The following is a 16,625-nucleotide window of genomic DNA, read 5'->3' on the forward strand; positions in this document are numbered from 1 at the left end:
GCGCTGCCGGCGTCGCCACGGTCAGCGATGCCCTCTGCGCAAGTCTCCCGAGTGCGGAAAACCGCTACAACCGGGAAACGCCGTTAATAATCAGCGGGAGCGTAAATGACCACAGGCGGCACCGCCGCGGCCGGCTCCAGGACCCGCTCGAGCAGGTCGAGGGTGCAGATGTCCGGCCCGACCAACGGATGCAGCCGGTCGGCCCGCAGCGGGCCATCCGTCTGTTCGAGCAGCGTCTTGATCAGGCCGAAGTGCACAGTGCACACCTCGGGGTGCAGCTTCACCATCTCGCTGTACGGACAATCGTGCAGGTGCACGTGGGTGCCGTCAGAGTCGTGGTCGGAATCGAAGCCGCTGGCGTCGAGGTGGTCGTCGAGCGCGTCCATCTGGCATTGGCGCGGGGAGGTGTCGACGGTTTCGAGGGGCAGGAGCCTCCGCACGAGGTCACCGCGGCGCTGTGCGGCTTCGGCCTTGGCCGCGCGCACCGAACCGGGCTCGGCGGAACCGGCCGCCGCGCTGTAGAGCATGCGGGGGCGACCCTTGGTCTCGCGGGTCTCCGGCTGGCAGGTGATGAAACCATCGTCGACCAGGCGCTGCAGATGTTCTCTGGCGGTGTTGGGATGCAGCCCGGCCGCCTCGGCGAGGTCGCCGACGGTCATGGTTCCGCGACGCTGCAGGTGCAGGAGCAAAGTGATCCTGCTGATCGAGGCGAGCGTGCGATAACTCGGGGCGGAGCGGGGAACCATGGAGCCCAGTATGGGCCACCGTCCAATCTGGCGGTACCCCCTGCCCCTGATCGGGCGCCAGCTTCTACTCGCCAGATGCCGTGAGTCGCCATCAGGAGGGGCGAGCCTGGTCCCGCCGGCAGGGTGGTCGCGGCGACGGAGGAGCGCTAGGGTCTGCGCGTGACGACGGATGAGCACGGGTGCTGCGCGCCCGCACACGAGGTGATACGCCAGGCCCGGCTGGCCGTGGGCGTAGACGATGCGGAGGCACCCCCGGGCACAGCCATGTCCCAGCTCCCCCCGGCACCGGCCGCTCCCGGCTCACTCGTCCGGCATCACCTCGACCAGGCGCTGGTGCCGGCGCAGGTCTTCGCCATGGGCGACGCCGACGGCGCGGGCAATCCCGGCGACGGCGAGACCCCCGTGCACGAAGTGCGGCTGGATGCCTTCTCCATCGACACGACGACGGTCACCAACGCCGCCTTCGCCCGGTTCGTGGCCGATACCGGGTATCGCACCGAGTCGGAGCTGTTCGGCTACTCCGCGGTGTTCCACCTCGCGTTGCAGGCCGACATCGATGACGTGGTCGGCCAACCCCCGCAGACACCCTGGTGGCTGGGGGTGCGCGGCGCGGACTGGGCGCATCCGGCCGGCCCCCGTTCGTCGCTCGACGGGCTGGCCGAGCATCCGGTGGTGCAGGTGAGCTGGAACGACGCGCTGGCCTACTGCGCCTGGGCGGGGCGACGGCTGCCGACCGAGGCCGAGTGGGAGTGCGCGTCGCGCGGCGGGCTGGCCGGCCGGCGCTACCCGTGGGGCGACGAGTGGGAGGAAGGGCAGCGCTGCAACATCTGGCAGGGCCGGTTTCCCGCGGTGAACACCCTGGCCGATGGCTGGCTCAGCACCGCCCCGGTGCGGGAGTTCGCGCCGAACGGCTACGGCCTCTGGCAGAGCGTGGGCAACGTCTGGGAGTGGTGCGCCGACTGGTGGGCGGAGGGCTATTACGCGCACTCCCCCGCCGAGAATCCGGCCGGCCCGGCGACGGGCGAGCAGCGTTCGATGCGCGGCGGCTCGTACCTCTGCCACGACTCCTATTGCAACCGGTATCGCAACTCCGCTCGGGCCTCCAACACCGCGGATTCCGCGGCCGGCAACGTGGGCTTCCGCACCGTGGCGCTGACCTGATCCGGCGCCGCCGAAGCACAACTCGTGCTCGATTCCGCCGGCGTGGCCGACCGCCTCGTCATTCCGGGGCGATCGCCGGTCGGCGGCTGGGAATCGCAGGAGTCATGCATCCGCGGGTGCGGATGGTTGTGGTCTGCTACCCCGGCGCGTGCAGCCGGGGCGCGTCGAAGAAGAGCAACTCAAGGGCCGCCGACCGCGCGAACACGGCGCGCATGAGCGCCCGGTCGACGGCCGTCGCGGTGGCCGCCGCGGTGTCGGTGAGCAGGATTGCCTGCCGGGTCGCGGCCGCGAACCCCTCGTCGGCGTAGGTCTCCAGCCAGTCGGCGTACGGATGCGCCGCGTCGCGCCGGCTCGCCGTGAAGCCGGCGTGCAGGCGCTCGCCGACATCCGCGTAGAGCCAGTAGCAGGGCAGGACCGCGGCCAGCAGCACCGCATAGTTGCCTGCCGCGCTGACCGCGACCAGGTGGTCGACGTAGGACCGGGTCACCGGGCCGGGCGCCGGGCGCGTGTCATGGCCGGTCAGCCAGGTGCGGTGCAGCTCGAGTTCCACCTCGATGCAGTTGGCGGCGCCGGTAGCCCAGAATTCCCGTTCGGCGGGGGTGGGCGCCAGGACGCTCGCCTGCGCCAGCACCCGGGAGTACGCGGCGAGGTAGAGGGCATCCTGGGCCAGGTAGTAGGCGAAGTGGCCGGCGAACAGGCTGCCGTCGCCGAGTTCCGCGATGAAGGGCAACGCATCGATGGCGGTGCGGGTTTCGGCGATGTCGGCCCAGAGCAGCCTGCTGAACGGTTCGGTGCGGCCCGGCTCCGGCCGCAGATCCGGGTCGGCATCCCCGCGTGATTCGGCGGCGTGAACGTTCATGGCGACATCCCTTCGCTAGTGCTAACTAGTCAGGTTCGACGGGTTTGGATCTCAGCGTCCGCATCCGGCGGAGGCACCCCGTGTCGCGTCCCACCCTAGCGGCCGGCAGGGCCGAAAGACTCTCGAATGCACCGGGCGCCGAACTGTACGCTGGACAGGCTGCTGCATTCTTCACCGGGTGAGCACGCGCTCCATGGCCGACGGGCCACCGGTCGTCGGCGTCGTCCTGGAAGGACACCGCACCATGCCTGACACCCCGACCGACACCACCATCGCGCCGCCCACGGTGTTGATCCTGGCGATCACGGCCTGCCCAACGGGCATCGCCCACACCTACATGGCTGCCGAGAAACTCGACGCGGCCGCCACCGAACTCGGCTACGAGATCCGGGTCGAGACGCACGGGTCCGTCGGAGTCGAAGGCACCTTCAGTCAGGCCGACATCGACCGCGCCGACGCTGTCGTCGTCGCCGCCGACACCCAGATCGACCTGTCCCGCTTCGGGGGCAAGCGCATCGTCTCCACCCGCGTCTCCGACGGCATCCACCGCCCGGCCGCGCTGATCGCCGAGGCGCTGGCCGCCGCCCCCACCGGCCGCGCCGCCGTGACCACGGATGCCCCGGCGAGCGCCGGGAAACGCGACATCGGCGGTTTCATCTACCGCGCGCTGATGAACGGCGTGTCGTACATGATCCCGTTCGTCGTCGTCGGCGGGCTGCTCATCGCGATCTCGCTGTCGATCGGCGGCGAGGCCACCCCGCAGGGACTCGTGATCCCCGAGGACAGCTTCTGGTTCACCATCAACCAGATCGGCGTGCTCGGCTTCACCCTGATGGTGCCGATCCTCTCCGGCTTCATCGCCTACGCGATCGCCGACCGGCCCGGGCTCGCACCCGGCATGATCTGCGGTTGGATCGCCACGACCGGCTCCTTCTACAACTCCGAATCGGGTGCCGGTTTCATCGGCGGCATCGTCACCGGTTTCCTGGTGGGCTTCGTGGCGCTGGGCATCAAGAAGATCCCCGTGCACCGCTTCATCAAGCCGATCATGCCGATCCTGGTCATCCCCGTGATCACCACCCTCGTCGTCGGCGGACTGTTCGTGCTCGCCCTCGGCCAGCCGATCGCCTGGGTGTTCTCCTCGATGACCGACTTCCTCTCCAGCCTCGACGGCGGCAGCGTCGTCGTGCTCGGCCTGATCCTGGGCGCGATGGTCGCGTTCGACATGGGCGGCCCGATCAACAAGACAGCATTCCTGTTCGGTTCCGCGCTGATCGCCTCCGGCAACCCGGCCCCGATGGGCATGGTCGCCGCGGCCATCGCCGTGCCGCCGCTGGGCATGGGGCTGGCCACGGTCATCCGTCGCCGGTTCTTCACCCCGGTGGAACGCGAGGCCGGCATCGCCGCGCTGTTCATGGGCTTCTTCGGCATCACCGAGGGCGCCATCCCGCTCGCGGCGGCCCGCCCGCTGCAGGTCATCCCCGCGAACGTGCTCGGTGGCGCCGTCGCCGGTGCCATCGCCGCGATCGCCGGGGTCACCAACGCCGTGCCGCACGGCGGCCCGATCGTGGCCGTCTTCGGTGCCGTGAGCGGCGTGCCGATGTACTTCGTCGCGATTCTCTCCGGTGTGGCCGTCACCGCTCTGGTGTCGGTGCTGCTGATCGGCATCTCGGTGCGAAAGGTCGTGCCGGCGGATGCTGCCGCGGTTGCGGTCGCCGGTGCCGCTGCGGATGCCGCCGTGCCGGTTGCCGCGCCGGGTGCTGCGGCGAGTGCCGTGTCGCCCGTGGCTGCGGCGCCGGTTCTTGCCGCGCCTGCTGCCGCCGAGCCGGTGGCCCCCGCCCCGAAGACCGTGCTCGACTACATCGACGAACGCACCATCGTGCTCGACATCGACGAGACCGACCGGGACGCCGTCATCCGTCGTCTGGCCGGTCTGATGCAGACCACCGGGCGGGTACTCGACGTCGACGCCGTCGTGCAGGCGGCCATGGACCGTGAACTGATCAGCACGACCGGCATCGGCGAGGGCATCGCGATTCCGCACGCCAAGTCCGACGGCGCCACCTCCCCGGTGCTCGCGTTCGCGCGCAGCCGAGACGGCGTTGACTGGAACTCGCTGGACGAGGCCCCTGCGCACCTGATCTTCATGATCGCCGTGCCGGAGGCCGCCGCCGGCACCGAGCACCTCAAGGTGCTCGCCCAGCTGTCCCGCAGCCTGATGAAGCCCTCGTTCCGCGCCTCGATCGAGATGGCGGCCACCCCGGCCGACGTGCTCGCGGCACTGGCGTCCTCGGTGCGGCCGGCGACTCCCGCCGCGCACTGACCCCCGTCCTGGACCGCACGTCGGGGCGGACTTTTTCGGGAAACACCGCCGCGCGCGCCTGCGCAACGCGGCGTTTCTCGAATTCCTCCGCCTTTACGTACCGAGTTCGGCCGAGTCGGCCCGGTCGGCCGCCGCCGCCCGAGTGAATGCGGCGCTACCGCGCGCTGCCGGCCGGCGCATCCCTCTGACCCGCCCTGGTTGTTCGCAGGGCGATGCCCGCCGCGGCGAGGCCGAGCGAAGCCAGGACGAGTGCCGTGTGACTCCAGCCCGAGGTGGCGAGGACCGTGCCTCCGCTGGCTGCGGCCCAGGTGCAGCTACGGCCGAGCGGCCACCAGGAGAAGCTGCCGCTGACGACGCCGGCGCGCTCCGACAGCTCGGCGAGGGGAGAGAACGGCCCCTCCACGGCGCAGGCGTAGTCCAGGCCGCCGTGCACCGCAACGAGGTACGCGCCGGAGGTGGCGATAGCGGCAAGACAGAGGCCGGCCGCGATGAGGACGGCACCGAATCGTGAACGCTCGGAGGCGGACAGCCGCTGCGTCCCGATGCCCCGAGGGAGGAGCGCCGTGCGCCCGAGGAGCACCGCGATGAGGCCGATCCAGAGCGGGCCACCGGCCAGGGTGAAGCCGAGGACCGCGGCTGCGAGGACCGCGGGACCGCCGGCAGCGCCCGGTTCACCGGGAATCCACTCGGCCGCAAGGAGCAATGACAGCGCCGCGAAGATCACTCCTGCATACCCGGCGAGCACGCTGCGCCCGCCGAGGCCCCAGCGACCGGTCGGCGGCGAGAACACCAGAAGCAGGGTGAGTGTGGCGGTGCCGGCGAGGGCGGCGACCGCTGCCAGCAGCGAAAGGCCACCGACGATCAGGTCCCAGGCCTGAGCCACCGTCGCGTCTCGGCTGAACATGAAGATCAGGGTGGCGACGGTAGCGCCGATGACCGCCGTGAGCATCACGGTGCCGGCAAAGCGCGCGGCATGACCCAGGTGCATCCGGGCGTCGGTGTTCCCCATGACTGCACGCTAGCGCAGTGGCCGGCGCTGGCTCACTGGCTGGTGTCTATCAGCGCCCCTCTGGGCCTGGCACCTGCTGCGAACGGGCGATGAGGGCGCTGGTGTGCGCACCGACACCGCGGCGCAGCACCTCGGCAAGGTTGTCGACGGTATCGACGTCGCGGCGGATCGACGCCGTGGCGGGCAGGTCGAGCGGCACGTGGCCGGCAGTCTCGTGCGCAGCACGGGAGCCGGGCCCGAACCGGGGAGTGAGCGTGATGCCGGCGCGGGCGAGCAACGTGGTGGTGCCGGTGCCCTCCTCGTCGGCAACCATGGCCAGGTCATGGGCGGTTGCGGCGGTGAGGGTCGACTCGACGTCAGCGACGGTGAGCGCGGGCAGGTCTCCGGTGAGCACAGCGACGCTGCAGAGCGGGTACTGCTCATGCGCCACCCGGATGCCCTCGGCGATGGCCGCGTTGAGCGGGTCCCGAGTTGCCACACAAGCGCCCGTCCCGGCATCCGAAGCGGATGTGTGCGGCACCTCGGGAACGATCTGGGCGCCCAGCGCCTTGAGCGGCGCGGCGGCGGCGGGGTCGGCGGTCACCACGAACACCTCCTGCACCATCCCGGCGGCCAGCAGTGCGGCCACGGTGTCCAGCGCGAATGCTTCGGCGAGCTCCCCGCGGGCCGGGAAGGTTTCCGGCAGCGCGCTCAGGCGGCTCTTGGCGCTCGCACTGCCCTTGACGGGCACCACGCACACCCATCTCACGCGGATGCGGTTCCGCGAGAAGCCACTTGAGGCCCACTGCTGCGCTCCGAGGGGGCCTCAACCGGAAACTCACCAGCCAAATCCTCTCGAGTTGCCACTTGAGGCCCTGTGCCGTGCGCGGTGGGGGCCTCAACCGGCAACTCACCAAGGTGGTCGTCGGCGGCAGCATCCGGAATCTCACGAGTTGCCGCAAAGTGCCCCCTCGCGGGCCCGATAGGGGACTTTTGCGGCAAGTCGGCATCAGGAATCTCACGAGTTGCCGCAATGTGCCCCCTTAGAGGCGCTGTCGGGGCATCTTCCGGCAAGTCGGCGGCCGCGGTCCTGTCATCAGCAGCCCTGGCCGTCCCCGCCTCATCAGCGTTCGTGGGTGCGCTATCCGTCCCACGGTCCGCCTCGGCAGCCGCCAGCCCGGCCGCATAACCCTCCGCGTACGCCTCGGCGCTGCCGACGCGGAACATGTCGTTCGCAGTGTCGCGCAACAGCCGGCGCGCGCCGCGATCCCCCGCGTCGATCGCGCCCACCAAGTGGCCGAGGCCGCGGAGCACGGCGACGGGGTTGCCGCTGGTCTTGCCCTTGATCAGGTCGGCGGCGCCGGCGATCTCGTCCGCGACGGCGGCGACGGTGACGTCGAGGCGGCGACCGTGCGCATCCATGCTGCCACGTAGGTCGTCGAGCACGGCCACGCCGGCAGCGCCGATGGCGATGTCGGTCTGGCCGTCCCGCCACGGGCGGCCAACGGTGTCGGTGATCAGCACCCCGAGATGCAGCCCGGTGGCGGCGCGGAGGGCTGCGCAGAGGCCGCGCGCGGAGGCATCCGGGTCGACGGGCAGTAGCAATACAGTGCCGTGCTCGACGTTGCTGGCGTCGACACCGGCGGCGGCCATCACCAGGCCCTGCCGGTTTTCGACGATGCGGGTGACCCCGCCCGGATGCGCACGGGTCGCGACGACCCGTACGGTCTCGTCGGCGATGGCCTGCTCCCGGTCGGTCGCGGCCACCTGCCTGCCCTCGGCCTTGGACACGATCTTGCTGGTCACGGCCAGGATGTCACCGTCGGCCAGACGGGACGCGGCGGGACCAGCGACGGCCAGGATGGTCGCGGCCAGGTCGTCGCCGGCCCGGACCTCGCCGATTCCGGGCAGCACGAACACCTCGAGCCGGTGGCGCGCACCGTCGGCCGCGGAATGCATCGCTACCGGGCGAGCTTCGGCAGCACGTCGCGGCCGAAGACGTCGATCCACTGGCGCTGGTTGCGCCCCACGTTGTGCAGGTAGATCTTGTCGAAGCCGAGGTCGACGAACTTCTGGATGTAGGCACGGTGGTCGTCGGGGTCGGCGGAGATGATCATCCGGCCCTCGAAGTCCTCCGGACGCACCAGTTTTGCCATCTGCTCGAATTCGAACGGCGAACGGATGTCGCCCTTGGGGAACTTCATGCCGCCGTTGGGCCACTCGTGCAACGCGTTGGCCATGGCCTCCTCGTCGGTCTCGGCCCAGCTCATGTGCAGCTGCAGCACCTTGGGCATGGTCGACGGGTCCTTGCCGGCCTCGCGGGCGCCGTCGTCGAACTTGCCGAACAGCATCGAGATCTTCTCGAGCGGGGCGCCGACGGTGATGAGGCCGTCGGCGTGCCGGCCGGCGCGCTTGGCGGTGACCGGGCCGGCGGTGGCGACGAGGATCTCGGGCGCGACCTCAGGCATGGTCCATAGCCGGGTGGACTCGAGCTTGAAGAACTGGCCGGAGTGCTTGACGTCCTTGCCGGCGATGCTGGCGGTGAACAGCTTCGAGATGATCTCGATGGCCTCGAACATACGGTTGATGCGCTCGGGCGCCTCGGGCCAGTAGCCGCCGACGATGTGCTCGTTGAGCGCCTCACCGGAACCCAGGCCCAGCCAGTGCCGGCCGGGGTACATCGAGGCGAGTGTGGCGGAGGCCTGCGCCACCATGGCCGGGTGCCAGCGGAAGGTTGGCGCGGTGACGCCGGGACCCATGTCGCCCTTGGTGCGCTCACCGATCGCGGCGAGAACGCTCCACACGAAGGAGGATTCGCCCTGGGCGGGCACCCACGGTTGGAAGTGATCGGCCGCCATCACCCCGGAGAAGCCGTGTTCCTCCGCATAGGCCGAGAGCGCCACCGCCTCGGCGGGGGCGAACTGCTCCAACATGGCCGCGTAACCGATCTGCAATTCCGACATACTGCCATCCTGCCACTCGCGTGTGTCGGCGAGGTTTCTGGAGCGCCCGCGCCAAATAGGCTTAGAGCCATGCGCATCGCCACCTGGAACGTCAACTCCATCCGTGCCCGCGTCGACCGAGTGGTCGACTGGATGGTGCGAGAGGACATCGACGTGCTCGCCATGCAGGAGATCAAGTGCAAGCCCGAGCAGTTCCCCGCGCAGGCCTTCGAGGACGCCGGCTACGAACTGGCCATCCACGGCCTCAGCCAGTGGAACGGCGTCGCGTTCGCCAGCCGCCACGAGATGACGGATGTGGTCACCGCCTTCCCCGAGATGCCCGGCTTCCTCAAGGGTGAAGAGGGTCCCGGCCTGCCGCTGGAAGCCCGCGCGCTGGGCGTGACCGTGAACGAGATGCGCCTGTGGAGCCTGTACGTGCCCAACGGCCGCTCGCTGGATGACCCGCACTACGTCTACAAGCTGGACTGGCTGACCCGGCTGAAGACCCACGCCGCCGACGAGCTGGCCAAGAACCCCCGGCTGGCGATGGCACTGATGGGCGACTGGAACGTGGCCCCGCTGGACTCCGACGTGGGTGACCCCACCCTGGTACCCGGCGTGTCCACCCACATCTCGCCGGCAGAGCGCAGCGCGTTCGAAGCGTTCGAGGCGGCCGGTTTCACCGACGTGGTGCGCCCGATCGTGCCGGAGGGCTTCACCTACTGGGACTACAAGCAGCTGCGCTTCCCGCGCAACGAGGGCCTGCGCATCGACTTCATCCTCGGCTCACCGGCCTTCGGTGAGCTCGTGACGGATGCGAGCATCCACCGCAACGAGCGCAAGGGCGACGCCCCGAGCGACCACGTTCCGGTGCTGGTGGACATCGAGACCGAGGACGAGGACGACGACCGCCCGATGATCTTCTAGGCCCCGCTGGTTGAGCTTGCCCCGCTGGTTGAGCTTGTCGAGACCCGGCGAGAGGCAAGCGGTGTCGCCCATACTTGACGCATGTCTCCTGCTGCATCCGGGAACGACGCGGCGCCACAAGCCCCCGCCGACGTTCCCGTCACCGTCTCCATCCGCCGTAAGGTCGACCCCGCCCGGTTCGACGAGGCCACCCACTGGGTGCAGACCGGGATGGACCTCGCCAACGAATACCCGGGCTTCCTCGGCTCCGGCTGGGTGCGCGCGCACGCCGGTTCCGCGCACTGGCACATGCTCTACAAATTCAAGGATGCGGCCTCGCTGGAGGCATGGGAGCACTCGATCGCCCGCACCAGCTGGCTGCTCGAGGGTGAGGGCCTGGTGCTCGAGTCCCACGTGGTGCGGCGCACCGGCATCGAGGGCTGGTTCGACGACTCCCAGGTCAACGCCGGTCCGTCCGCGCCGGTCCAGCCGCCGCGCTGGAAGCAGGCCGTGGCCATCGGGCTGGGCTTCTTTCCGCTGAACGTGATCTTCACCTACCTCGTCACCGGGGTGGACCCGCACTGGAACGACATCCCGACCGTGCTCCGGATCCTGCTGACCACCTTCGTGATGGCGCCCATGATGACCTACGTGGTGATGCCGTTCATCACCCGCCGGCTGCGGCCATGGCTGCAGAAAGCGCCCAAAAAGAAGGCCTGATCGGCCCGACGCTCAGGCGAGCAGCGCCGCGACGATCACCAGCGCCGGGATCGCGCCGATCGTGGTGACCAGCACGGTGTCCCGGGCCACGACCACGCCCCGGTCGTAGCGGGACGCGAAGTTGAAGATGTTCTGCGCGGTCGGCAACGCGCTCACGGTCACCACGGCGAACAGCTCGGGGCCCTCGAGAGCGAACACGAACCTGCCGAACAGGTATGCGATCACGGGCATCAGCGCCACCTTGATCACCGACGCCGCGACCACCTGCTTGCGGCCGGTGCCGGCCTGCAGCAGTCGCTGGCCGTGCAGCGACATGCCGAACGACATCAACACCAGCGGGATCGCGGCACCGCCGATGATGTCCAGGGGCGCGATCACGGCGTCGGGTACCGGGACGCCGAAGGCGGCGACGAGCACGCCGAGAACCGAGGCGATGATCATCGGGTTCCGCAGCGGCTGGGTGAGGATGCTGCGCACCGACACCCGTCCGCGGGTGGACGCGTCGAGGATGCTCAGGGTGATCGGCGCGAGCACGAGCAGCTGCAGCAGCAACACCGGCGCCACATACTGGGCGCTGCCGAGCACGTAGATGGCCACCGGCAGACCGATGTTGTTGGCGTTGACGTAGGTGGCGCTGGTGGCGCCGAGCACCGTCTCCGGCAGCGGGTTTCGAAAGAAAATCCTGGCCAGCACGACATACAGCAGCATGCCGACGATCACGCTGCACAGCACCGTGGCAAGGAACGCGGAGAACAGCACCCGCACGTCCGCCTGCGCGAGCACGGTGAACAGCAGCGCCGGGGTGGCCACGAAGAACGCGATGCGGTTGAGCACCCGGCCGGCGTCCTCGCCGGCCACGCCGGTGCGCTCGACGACGTAGCCCACCAGGATCACAAACCCGATGATCGAGAACCCGACCAGTACACCGCCCACTCTTCGACCCTAGGGCCACCGCCGGTGCCGGGTTCGCACGCGGCTGCGGCGGTGGCCCTGACCGGAACCGGGCCGGTTAGCGCAGCAGCGCGTCCGCCGAGGATCCCGAGGTTCCGGACTCGGTCTCAAGCAAGACCTCTTCCACAGTGTGGTGCGCCTTCGGGTTCCGCACGAAGACCGCAGCGGCAATGGCGATCACTATGGCCACACATCCGGCCACGACGAACGCGCTCGACAGGCCGCCGGTGAAGGCGTCCCTGGCCAGTATCGTTGTCGCGGCGTCCAGACCGGTGGGGATGATTCCCTGGGCCACGGCCTCCGCACCGGCGAAGGTGGTGGAGCCGAGTCCCGCGGCCGTTCCGGCTGAGACCACGGCGGCGAGCACCGCGGTGCCCAGCGCGCCGCCGAGCTGCAGGGAGGTGGCTTGCAGTCCCCCGGCGACGCCGGCGAGCTGCACGGGTGTGCTGCCGACGATGGCCTCGGCACCCGAGGTCATCACCAGGCCCACCCCGAGCGCGAGAACGACGAACGGCACCGCCATGGCCACGTACGGCGAGTCGATACTGATCGGGGTGAGCCCGAACAATGCGCCGCCCACAAGGACCAGACCCAGCGACATGGTGAGACGGATGCCGAATTTGCTCACCAGGGCGGCGCCGATGGGCGAGGCGATGATCGACACTGCGCTCAGCGGCAGCAACATCAGGCCGGCCGCGATGCCCTCCTCACCGCGGAAGTTGAGCAGGAACAGCGCCAGAAAGAAGGTCACCCCGAAGAGGGCGAAAAAGTTCGCGGCTACGGCCAGGGCGCCCACGGTGATGGTGGGGTTCCTGAACAGGCCCATCGGCAGCAGCGGCGCCGCCACGCGGTTTTCCACGACCACGAAGACCGCGACGAGCACCAGTCCGCCGGCCAGAACGCCGAGGGTGAGCGGGCTGGTCCAGCCCCAGGACTCGGATTGGACGACGGCCAGCACAATGCCGAACAGCCCCAGGGCAAGCAGAACGACGCCCGCGATGTCGAACCGTGCGCGGCTGGTCGCGGAACTTTCCTTGAGCACCAGGCCACCCAGGATCAAGCCGATCACGGCGATGGGGGCGTTGATGTAGAACACCGATTCCCAGCCGAGGGTGCCCACCAGCGCGCCGCCCACGATGGGCCCGGCGGCGATGGCAACGGATGACGCGCCACCCCAGATGCCGATGGCCATGCCGAACTTCTCCCGCGGGAAGGTGGCTCGCAGCAGGGCAAGGGTTTGCGGCATCAGCAGTGCGGCACTCAGCCCCTGCAGTGCCCGGAAGGCGATGACGCCCTCGGTCGTGCCGGCCAGGCCGATCGCCACCGAGGTGACCGCGAAGGCCGCGACGCCGATGAGGTACATCTTCTTGCGCCCGAACCTGTCGCCGAGCTTGCCGCCGAGGATGAGGAAGACCGCCAGGGCCAGCAGGTAGGAGTTGGTGATCCACTGCAGTTCGGTGAACGAGGTGCCAAGGGCGTCGGAGATGGCGGGGTTCGCGACCGAGACGACGGTGCCGTCCAGCCCGACCATGAACAGGCCGAAGCAGACCGCGGCCAGGGACAGGCCCGGGTTGCCCCGGAGTGATCGGCGGCCGGTGGCCGGCCGAGTGGGGGTGGATGTGGACATGGTGGTACTCCAAACGGTGGTGCGGGAGGTGGGATGGTGTGCGTGCGCGCACGACGGACAACGCTCCGACGCGGGATGCCGAAGCGTGCGGGGTGGGACCGGCGGCGGCTAGCCGGGACCGGCGGTCGGGCCGGGGGTGCGAGTGCCGCGGCGCTGCGGAGACAGCACCGGAAGCAGCCACTCACGGACGATGCTCGCCAGTTCGTCTGCCGAGACCACATCATTGCGGGCGAGTGCTCGATCCACGATCGCGGAGAGGATCATGCGGGCGGCGAGAAAGGTGTCAGCCTGGTCGTCGATCCGGCCGGTCTGCTTGAGCAGGTCGAGGGCTGCGCTGACGGCCAGGTGCAGCGGTTCCGCGAGGTGCTCGGCCACCGCCGTCATGACAGCGGGGTCGGACCGGCCGGCGGCATCCAGAGCGAGCACGAGCTGACCGAAGCGCCCCACGGTGATGCTCCGCACAGCGGCGGTGATCGCCGTCAGCGCTTCGGCAAGGGTGTGTGAGGCGTCGAGGACCGGAATGTCGATGGGGCCGAGTTTGGCCGCGACGGCCACGACCAGGGCGGTCTTGGTGGGCCAGCGCTTGTAGATGGTGGCCTTGGAGGAGTGCGCCCGCGCCGCGACGGCATCGATCGTCATCGCCGAGAACCCGACCTCGGCGAGGAGGTCGGTCGTGGCCTGCAGAACGGCATCCGCCCGCTCGGCACTGCGCCTACTCATCTCCCCGACCACATGTGTACTCTAACGTACACTTGTGCCGGTTCGTAAGCCCGGCTCTTTCGCCGGCGGATGCGCTCCCCTACGCTCGACTCATGCCTAACCTCGATGTTCCGGGCGCACGCCTCTACTACGAAAGCGACGGACACGCCTCCAAACCGGCGCTGCTGCTGATCCACGCGGGGATCGCGAACCTGCGCATGTGGGACCCGCAGATCGACGCGCTGGCCGCAGAGCACTTCGTCATCCGCTTCGACACCCGCGGCTTCGGCCAGACCAGTACCGAGGACGTCGAGTTCTCCAACCGGGCGGATGCCCTGGCCGTGCTCGACCACCTCGGCGTGGCCCGCGCGACGCTGATCGGGTGCTCCCGCGGCGGCACCATCGCCATCGATCTTGCGGTGGAGAGCCCTGACCGGGTGGCCGGGCTGATCGTGATCGGGGCGGGCCCGAGCGGGTTCCCCGACACCGAGCTGACCGAGGTGGAGGATGCCCGGTTCGACGAGATCGACCAGGCCTTCGCCGCCCAGGATTGGCACCGGCTGGCTCGCCTCGAGGCCGCGATCTGGGATTTCGGCCCGTTGCGCCGCGAGGAGGACCTCGACCCCGAATTCGTCTCCACCGCCTACGCGCTCAACCGGGTGAACGTCATCCACGCGGAGGAGCGCCCGGTGTCGCTGCCGCTCGAACCTCCCGCGTTCGACAGGGTCGTCGACATCGAGGTGCCCGCCCTGGTGACGGTGGGCGAGTACGACATGTCCGAGGTGCTCGCGGCGTACGAGTACCTGGTGACGACGCTGCCCCAGGCCAGTGGATGCGTGTTCCGCGACACCGCGCACCTGCCGAACGTGGAACAAGCGGCCGATGTGCAGCGGGTGCTGCTCGACTGGCTCACCGAAAACGCCCTTTAACGGCCGCGAAAGCGGCCACGTGGTTGCTTCGAGAGGCTCGAGGCAACCACACGACCGCTTTCGCGGGATGGTGCGGTGCGGAACTAGACGCTCGCGGCGGCTCGGGGCGAGCCAGTGACGGCGGGGGCGGCATCCAGCGGCCGGTTGTCGGCCAGCACCTTCTGGTAGGCGGGCAGCTCCACGAACAGCTCGTCCTTCAGCGGGTTGCGCTTGGTGCGCACGATGACGCGCACCTGGTAGACGACCACGGCGATGTTGGCGGCCAGCGAGATCGCACTGACGATGAACAGGGCGGTGGGGTTGTGCGAGGACTCGACGGCGAACTTCGAACTGGTCACGAAGGTGGGCACGGCCATCGTGAACATCATCCAGAACGCCAGGGTCTGCGCCCGGTGCTGCAGCCAGGCGCCGCGCTTGATGAAGAACGCGGGGATGGTGCAGGAGATCAGTAGGGCGGCGCCGGCGTAGAAGGAGTGGTCACCGACGGCGTTGTAGACGTAGGCGAAGTTCCACAGGTCGTACGCGATGATCCAGAACCAGAGCATGTCGGGCCAGATCATGTCCTTCTTCTTGCCGCGGCTGATGATGATGCCCGCCCAACCGCAGATGGTGACGAGGTTGAGCAGCCCGGCAATGCCGTTCATGATGTTCCACGGGCCGCCGACCATGAAGACGCCGTCGACCATGCCCTGCATGCCGTAGACCTGGAAGTCACGGATGACCGCTTCGAAGATGTTCAGCGCGAGGATCGCCGCCGGGAACATCAGCCAGTACTTGTTCTTCGCCAGCTTCGGGATGAAGCGGATGGCCATGAAGCCCAGGCAGCCGGCCAGCGCGGAGTACACCTTGACCCAGTGGAACCAGGTGCCGGTGCTGGAGTCGGCGCCCGCGGTGTGGGGCCAGACGAAGATGGTGAGCACCACCGGTAGCCCGATGAACAACACGAGGGCGGCCCACTTGCTGGCCCGGGCGATCTCGTTGGCAAGCATGAGGCCCGCCACCACCGCAACCCACATCAGCGTGGAGTACCAGGGGATTGACTCGTACAGGAACATCTTCGTTTCTCCTTATTCGGTTTTCTTTGTGGGGTGGTGCGTCTTACGGGTGGTGCGTCTTCACGGGGTGGTGTTCGTGGTGCCCATGTCCAGGTGCAGTGTCTGTCGCACGATGGCGACGAGCACCTGGTCGTCGACGTCGGGCGACGAGCGCACGAGGCCGATCAGTCCGTAGACCAGGACGTAGAAGACCTCGCCGACGTGTTCGATGTCAATGTGGTGCGCCCGCGCGTAGGCCTCGACGGTGGTCACCCGCAGGCGCTCGACGATGGCGCGCACGGCGCGGTCCACAAACCGGTTGTACAGTCCGGCGTTCTCGGGGTGGCCGAGGTCTTCACGGAACATGTCCTTGGCGTGCAGGTGGTGGCGGAACAAGACCACGCAGTCCAGCAGCGCCTTGGCCACATTGCCGGGCTCCCGGTCGGCGTCCCAGCGGGAGACGGCGTCGACGAACTCAGTGATGTGGTCCTCGAAGATCAGGTCGATCAGAGCGTCCCGGTCGGGAAAGTAGTGGTAGATCAGGCCCCGCGTGACGCCGACGCGCTTGGCGATCTCGGTGACGGAGACCTTGGCAACGCCCCGTTCGGCGAAGAGCTGCCTGGTCGCGGCGACGATCTCGTCATGGCGCTCGTCGGGCTGCTTGCTCTGGCGAGGGGAGGCCGTCGGGGTGCTCATGCTTGAACGCTACTCCCGCCGTTGACACAGCGTCAATGACACCG

Annotated in this window: 16 protein-coding genes and 1 riboswitch; of the genes, 5 read left to right on the forward strand and 11 right to left on the reverse strand. The window is 69.1% G+C overall.

Annotation, left to right across the window (positions count from 1 at the left end; translation table 11 throughout):
* Positions 1-83 precede the first annotated feature (83 nt).
* A complete protein-coding gene (locus tag B7495_RS16075; protein WP_088457469.1) occupies positions 84-746 on the reverse strand; it encodes a metalloregulator ArsR/SmtB family transcription factor in 663 nt (220 codons plus the stop codon).
* Between the two features lie 159 nt (positions 747-905).
* Here B7495_RS16075 and B7495_RS16080 point away from each other — a divergent pair, with 159 nt between their 5' ends.
* The gene (locus B7495_RS16080; RefSeq protein WP_370028200.1) at positions 906-1,907 is read left to right on the forward strand and encodes a formylglycine-generating enzyme family protein; all 1,002 of its coding nucleotides are present in this window, start codon (positions 906-908) and stop codon (positions 1,905-1,907) included.
* A 136-nt stretch (positions 1,908-2,043) separates the two neighbouring features.
* Here the strand turns inward: B7495_RS16080 and B7495_RS16085 are convergent, their stop codons facing one another.
* Entirely contained in the window at positions 2,044-2,766 is a 723-nt protein-coding gene (locus B7495_RS16085) for a hypothetical protein (RefSeq protein WP_088458148.1), read from the reverse strand.
* Positions 2,757-2,857, reverse strand: a riboswitch (TPP riboswitch). Its footprint overlaps the gene before it by 10 nt.
* A gap of 87 nt (positions 2,858-2,944) precedes the next feature.
* Between B7495_RS16085 and B7495_RS16090 the strand changes: the two genes are divergently transcribed.
* On the forward strand, positions 2,945-5,089 hold the full coding sequence (locus B7495_RS16090; protein ID WP_205748688.1) for a fructose-specific PTS transporter subunit EIIC: 2,145 nt from the start codon (positions 2,945-2,947) through the stop codon (positions 5,087-5,089).
* 154 nt (positions 5,090-5,243) lie between these two features.
* Here the strand turns inward: B7495_RS16090 and B7495_RS16095 are convergent, their stop codons facing one another.
* From B7495_RS16095 to B7495_RS16110, 4 genes are read right to left on the reverse strand one after another with little or no spacing between them, the layout of a single operon-like run.
* On the reverse strand, positions 5,244-6,098 hold the full coding sequence (locus tag B7495_RS16095) for a hypothetical protein (RefSeq protein WP_088457470.1): 855 nt from the start codon (positions 6,096-6,098) through the stop codon (positions 5,244-5,246).
* 49 nt (positions 6,099-6,147) lie between these two features.
* The gene (gene cofC, locus B7495_RS16100; protein WP_240632284.1) at positions 6,148-6,831 is read right to left on the reverse strand and encodes a 2-phospho-L-lactate guanylyltransferase; all 684 of its coding nucleotides are present in this window, start codon (positions 6,829-6,831) and stop codon (positions 6,148-6,150) included.
* Positions 6,832-6,842: 11 nt separating this feature from the next.
* Positions 6,843-8,036, reverse strand: a complete 1,194-nt coding sequence (cofE, locus tag B7495_RS19720; RefSeq protein WP_088457472.1) for a coenzyme F420-0:L-glutamate ligase — start codon at positions 8,034-8,036, stop codon at positions 6,843-6,845.
* 2 nt (positions 8,037-8,038) lie between these two features.
* Positions 8,039-9,040, reverse strand: coding sequence for a TIGR03557 family F420-dependent LLM class oxidoreductase (locus tag B7495_RS16110; protein WP_088457473.1), 1,002 nt, complete (start codon positions 9,038-9,040; stop codon positions 8,039-8,041).
* Positions 9,041-9,109: 69 nt separating this feature from the next.
* On the opposite strand from B7495_RS16110, the gene B7495_RS16115 reads away from it, so the two are divergent.
* Both B7495_RS16115 and B7495_RS16120 read left to right on the forward strand, forming a co-directional pair.
* Positions 9,110-9,946: an exodeoxyribonuclease III gene (locus B7495_RS16115; RefSeq protein WP_088457474.1), complete on the forward strand. Its 837-nt coding sequence runs from the start codon at positions 9,110-9,112 to the stop codon at positions 9,944-9,946.
* An 81-nt stretch (positions 9,947-10,027) separates the two neighbouring features.
* Positions 10,028-10,645, forward strand: a complete 618-nt coding sequence (locus B7495_RS16120; RefSeq protein WP_088457475.1) for an antibiotic biosynthesis monooxygenase — start codon at positions 10,028-10,030, stop codon at positions 10,643-10,645.
* Between the two features lie 12 nt (positions 10,646-10,657).
* Here B7495_RS16120 and B7495_RS16125 read toward each other — a convergent pair whose 3' ends face one another.
* From B7495_RS16125 to B7495_RS16135, 3 genes are all read right to left on the reverse strand, one after another.
* Positions 10,658-11,578 carry an AEC family transporter gene (locus B7495_RS16125; protein WP_088457476.1) on the reverse strand — a complete coding sequence of 307 codons (921 nt, stop codon included), beginning with the start codon at positions 11,576-11,578 and terminating at the stop codon, positions 10,658-10,660.
* A 76-nt stretch (positions 11,579-11,654) separates the two neighbouring features.
* The gene (locus B7495_RS16130; RefSeq protein WP_088457477.1) at positions 11,655-13,223 is read right to left on the reverse strand and encodes an MFS transporter; all 1,569 of its coding nucleotides are present in this window, start codon (positions 13,221-13,223) and stop codon (positions 11,655-11,657) included.
* A gap of 108 nt (positions 13,224-13,331) precedes the next feature.
* On the reverse strand, positions 13,332-13,943 hold the full coding sequence (locus tag B7495_RS16135) for a TetR/AcrR family transcriptional regulator (protein WP_088458150.1): 612 nt from the start codon (positions 13,941-13,943) through the stop codon (positions 13,332-13,334).
* 92 nt (positions 13,944-14,035) lie between these two features.
* Between B7495_RS16135 and B7495_RS16140 the strand changes: the two genes are divergently transcribed.
* Entirely contained in the window at positions 14,036-14,851 is an 816-nt protein-coding gene (locus B7495_RS16140) for an alpha/beta fold hydrolase (RefSeq protein ID WP_088457478.1), read from the forward strand.
* Between the two features lie 83 nt (positions 14,852-14,934).
* On the opposite strand, the gene B7495_RS16145 is transcribed toward B7495_RS16140, so the two are convergent.
* Together B7495_RS16145 and B7495_RS16150 are read right to left on the reverse strand one after the other, a co-directional pair.
* Entirely contained in the window at positions 14,935-15,906 is a 972-nt protein-coding gene (locus B7495_RS16145; RefSeq protein ID WP_088457479.1) for a DUF5692 family protein, read from the reverse strand.
* 60 nt (positions 15,907-15,966) lie between these two features.
* On the reverse strand, positions 15,967-16,581 hold the full coding sequence (locus B7495_RS16150) for a TetR/AcrR family transcriptional regulator (protein WP_088457480.1): 615 nt from the start codon (positions 16,579-16,581) through the stop codon (positions 15,967-15,969).
* Positions 16,582-16,625 lie beyond the last annotated feature (44 nt).

Origin of the sequence: Cryobacterium sp. LW097 (assembly GCF_002205495.2) — a bacterium.
Classification (GTDB): Bacteria; Actinomycetota; Actinomycetes; order Actinomycetales; family Microbacteriaceae; genus Cryobacterium; species Cryobacterium zongtaii.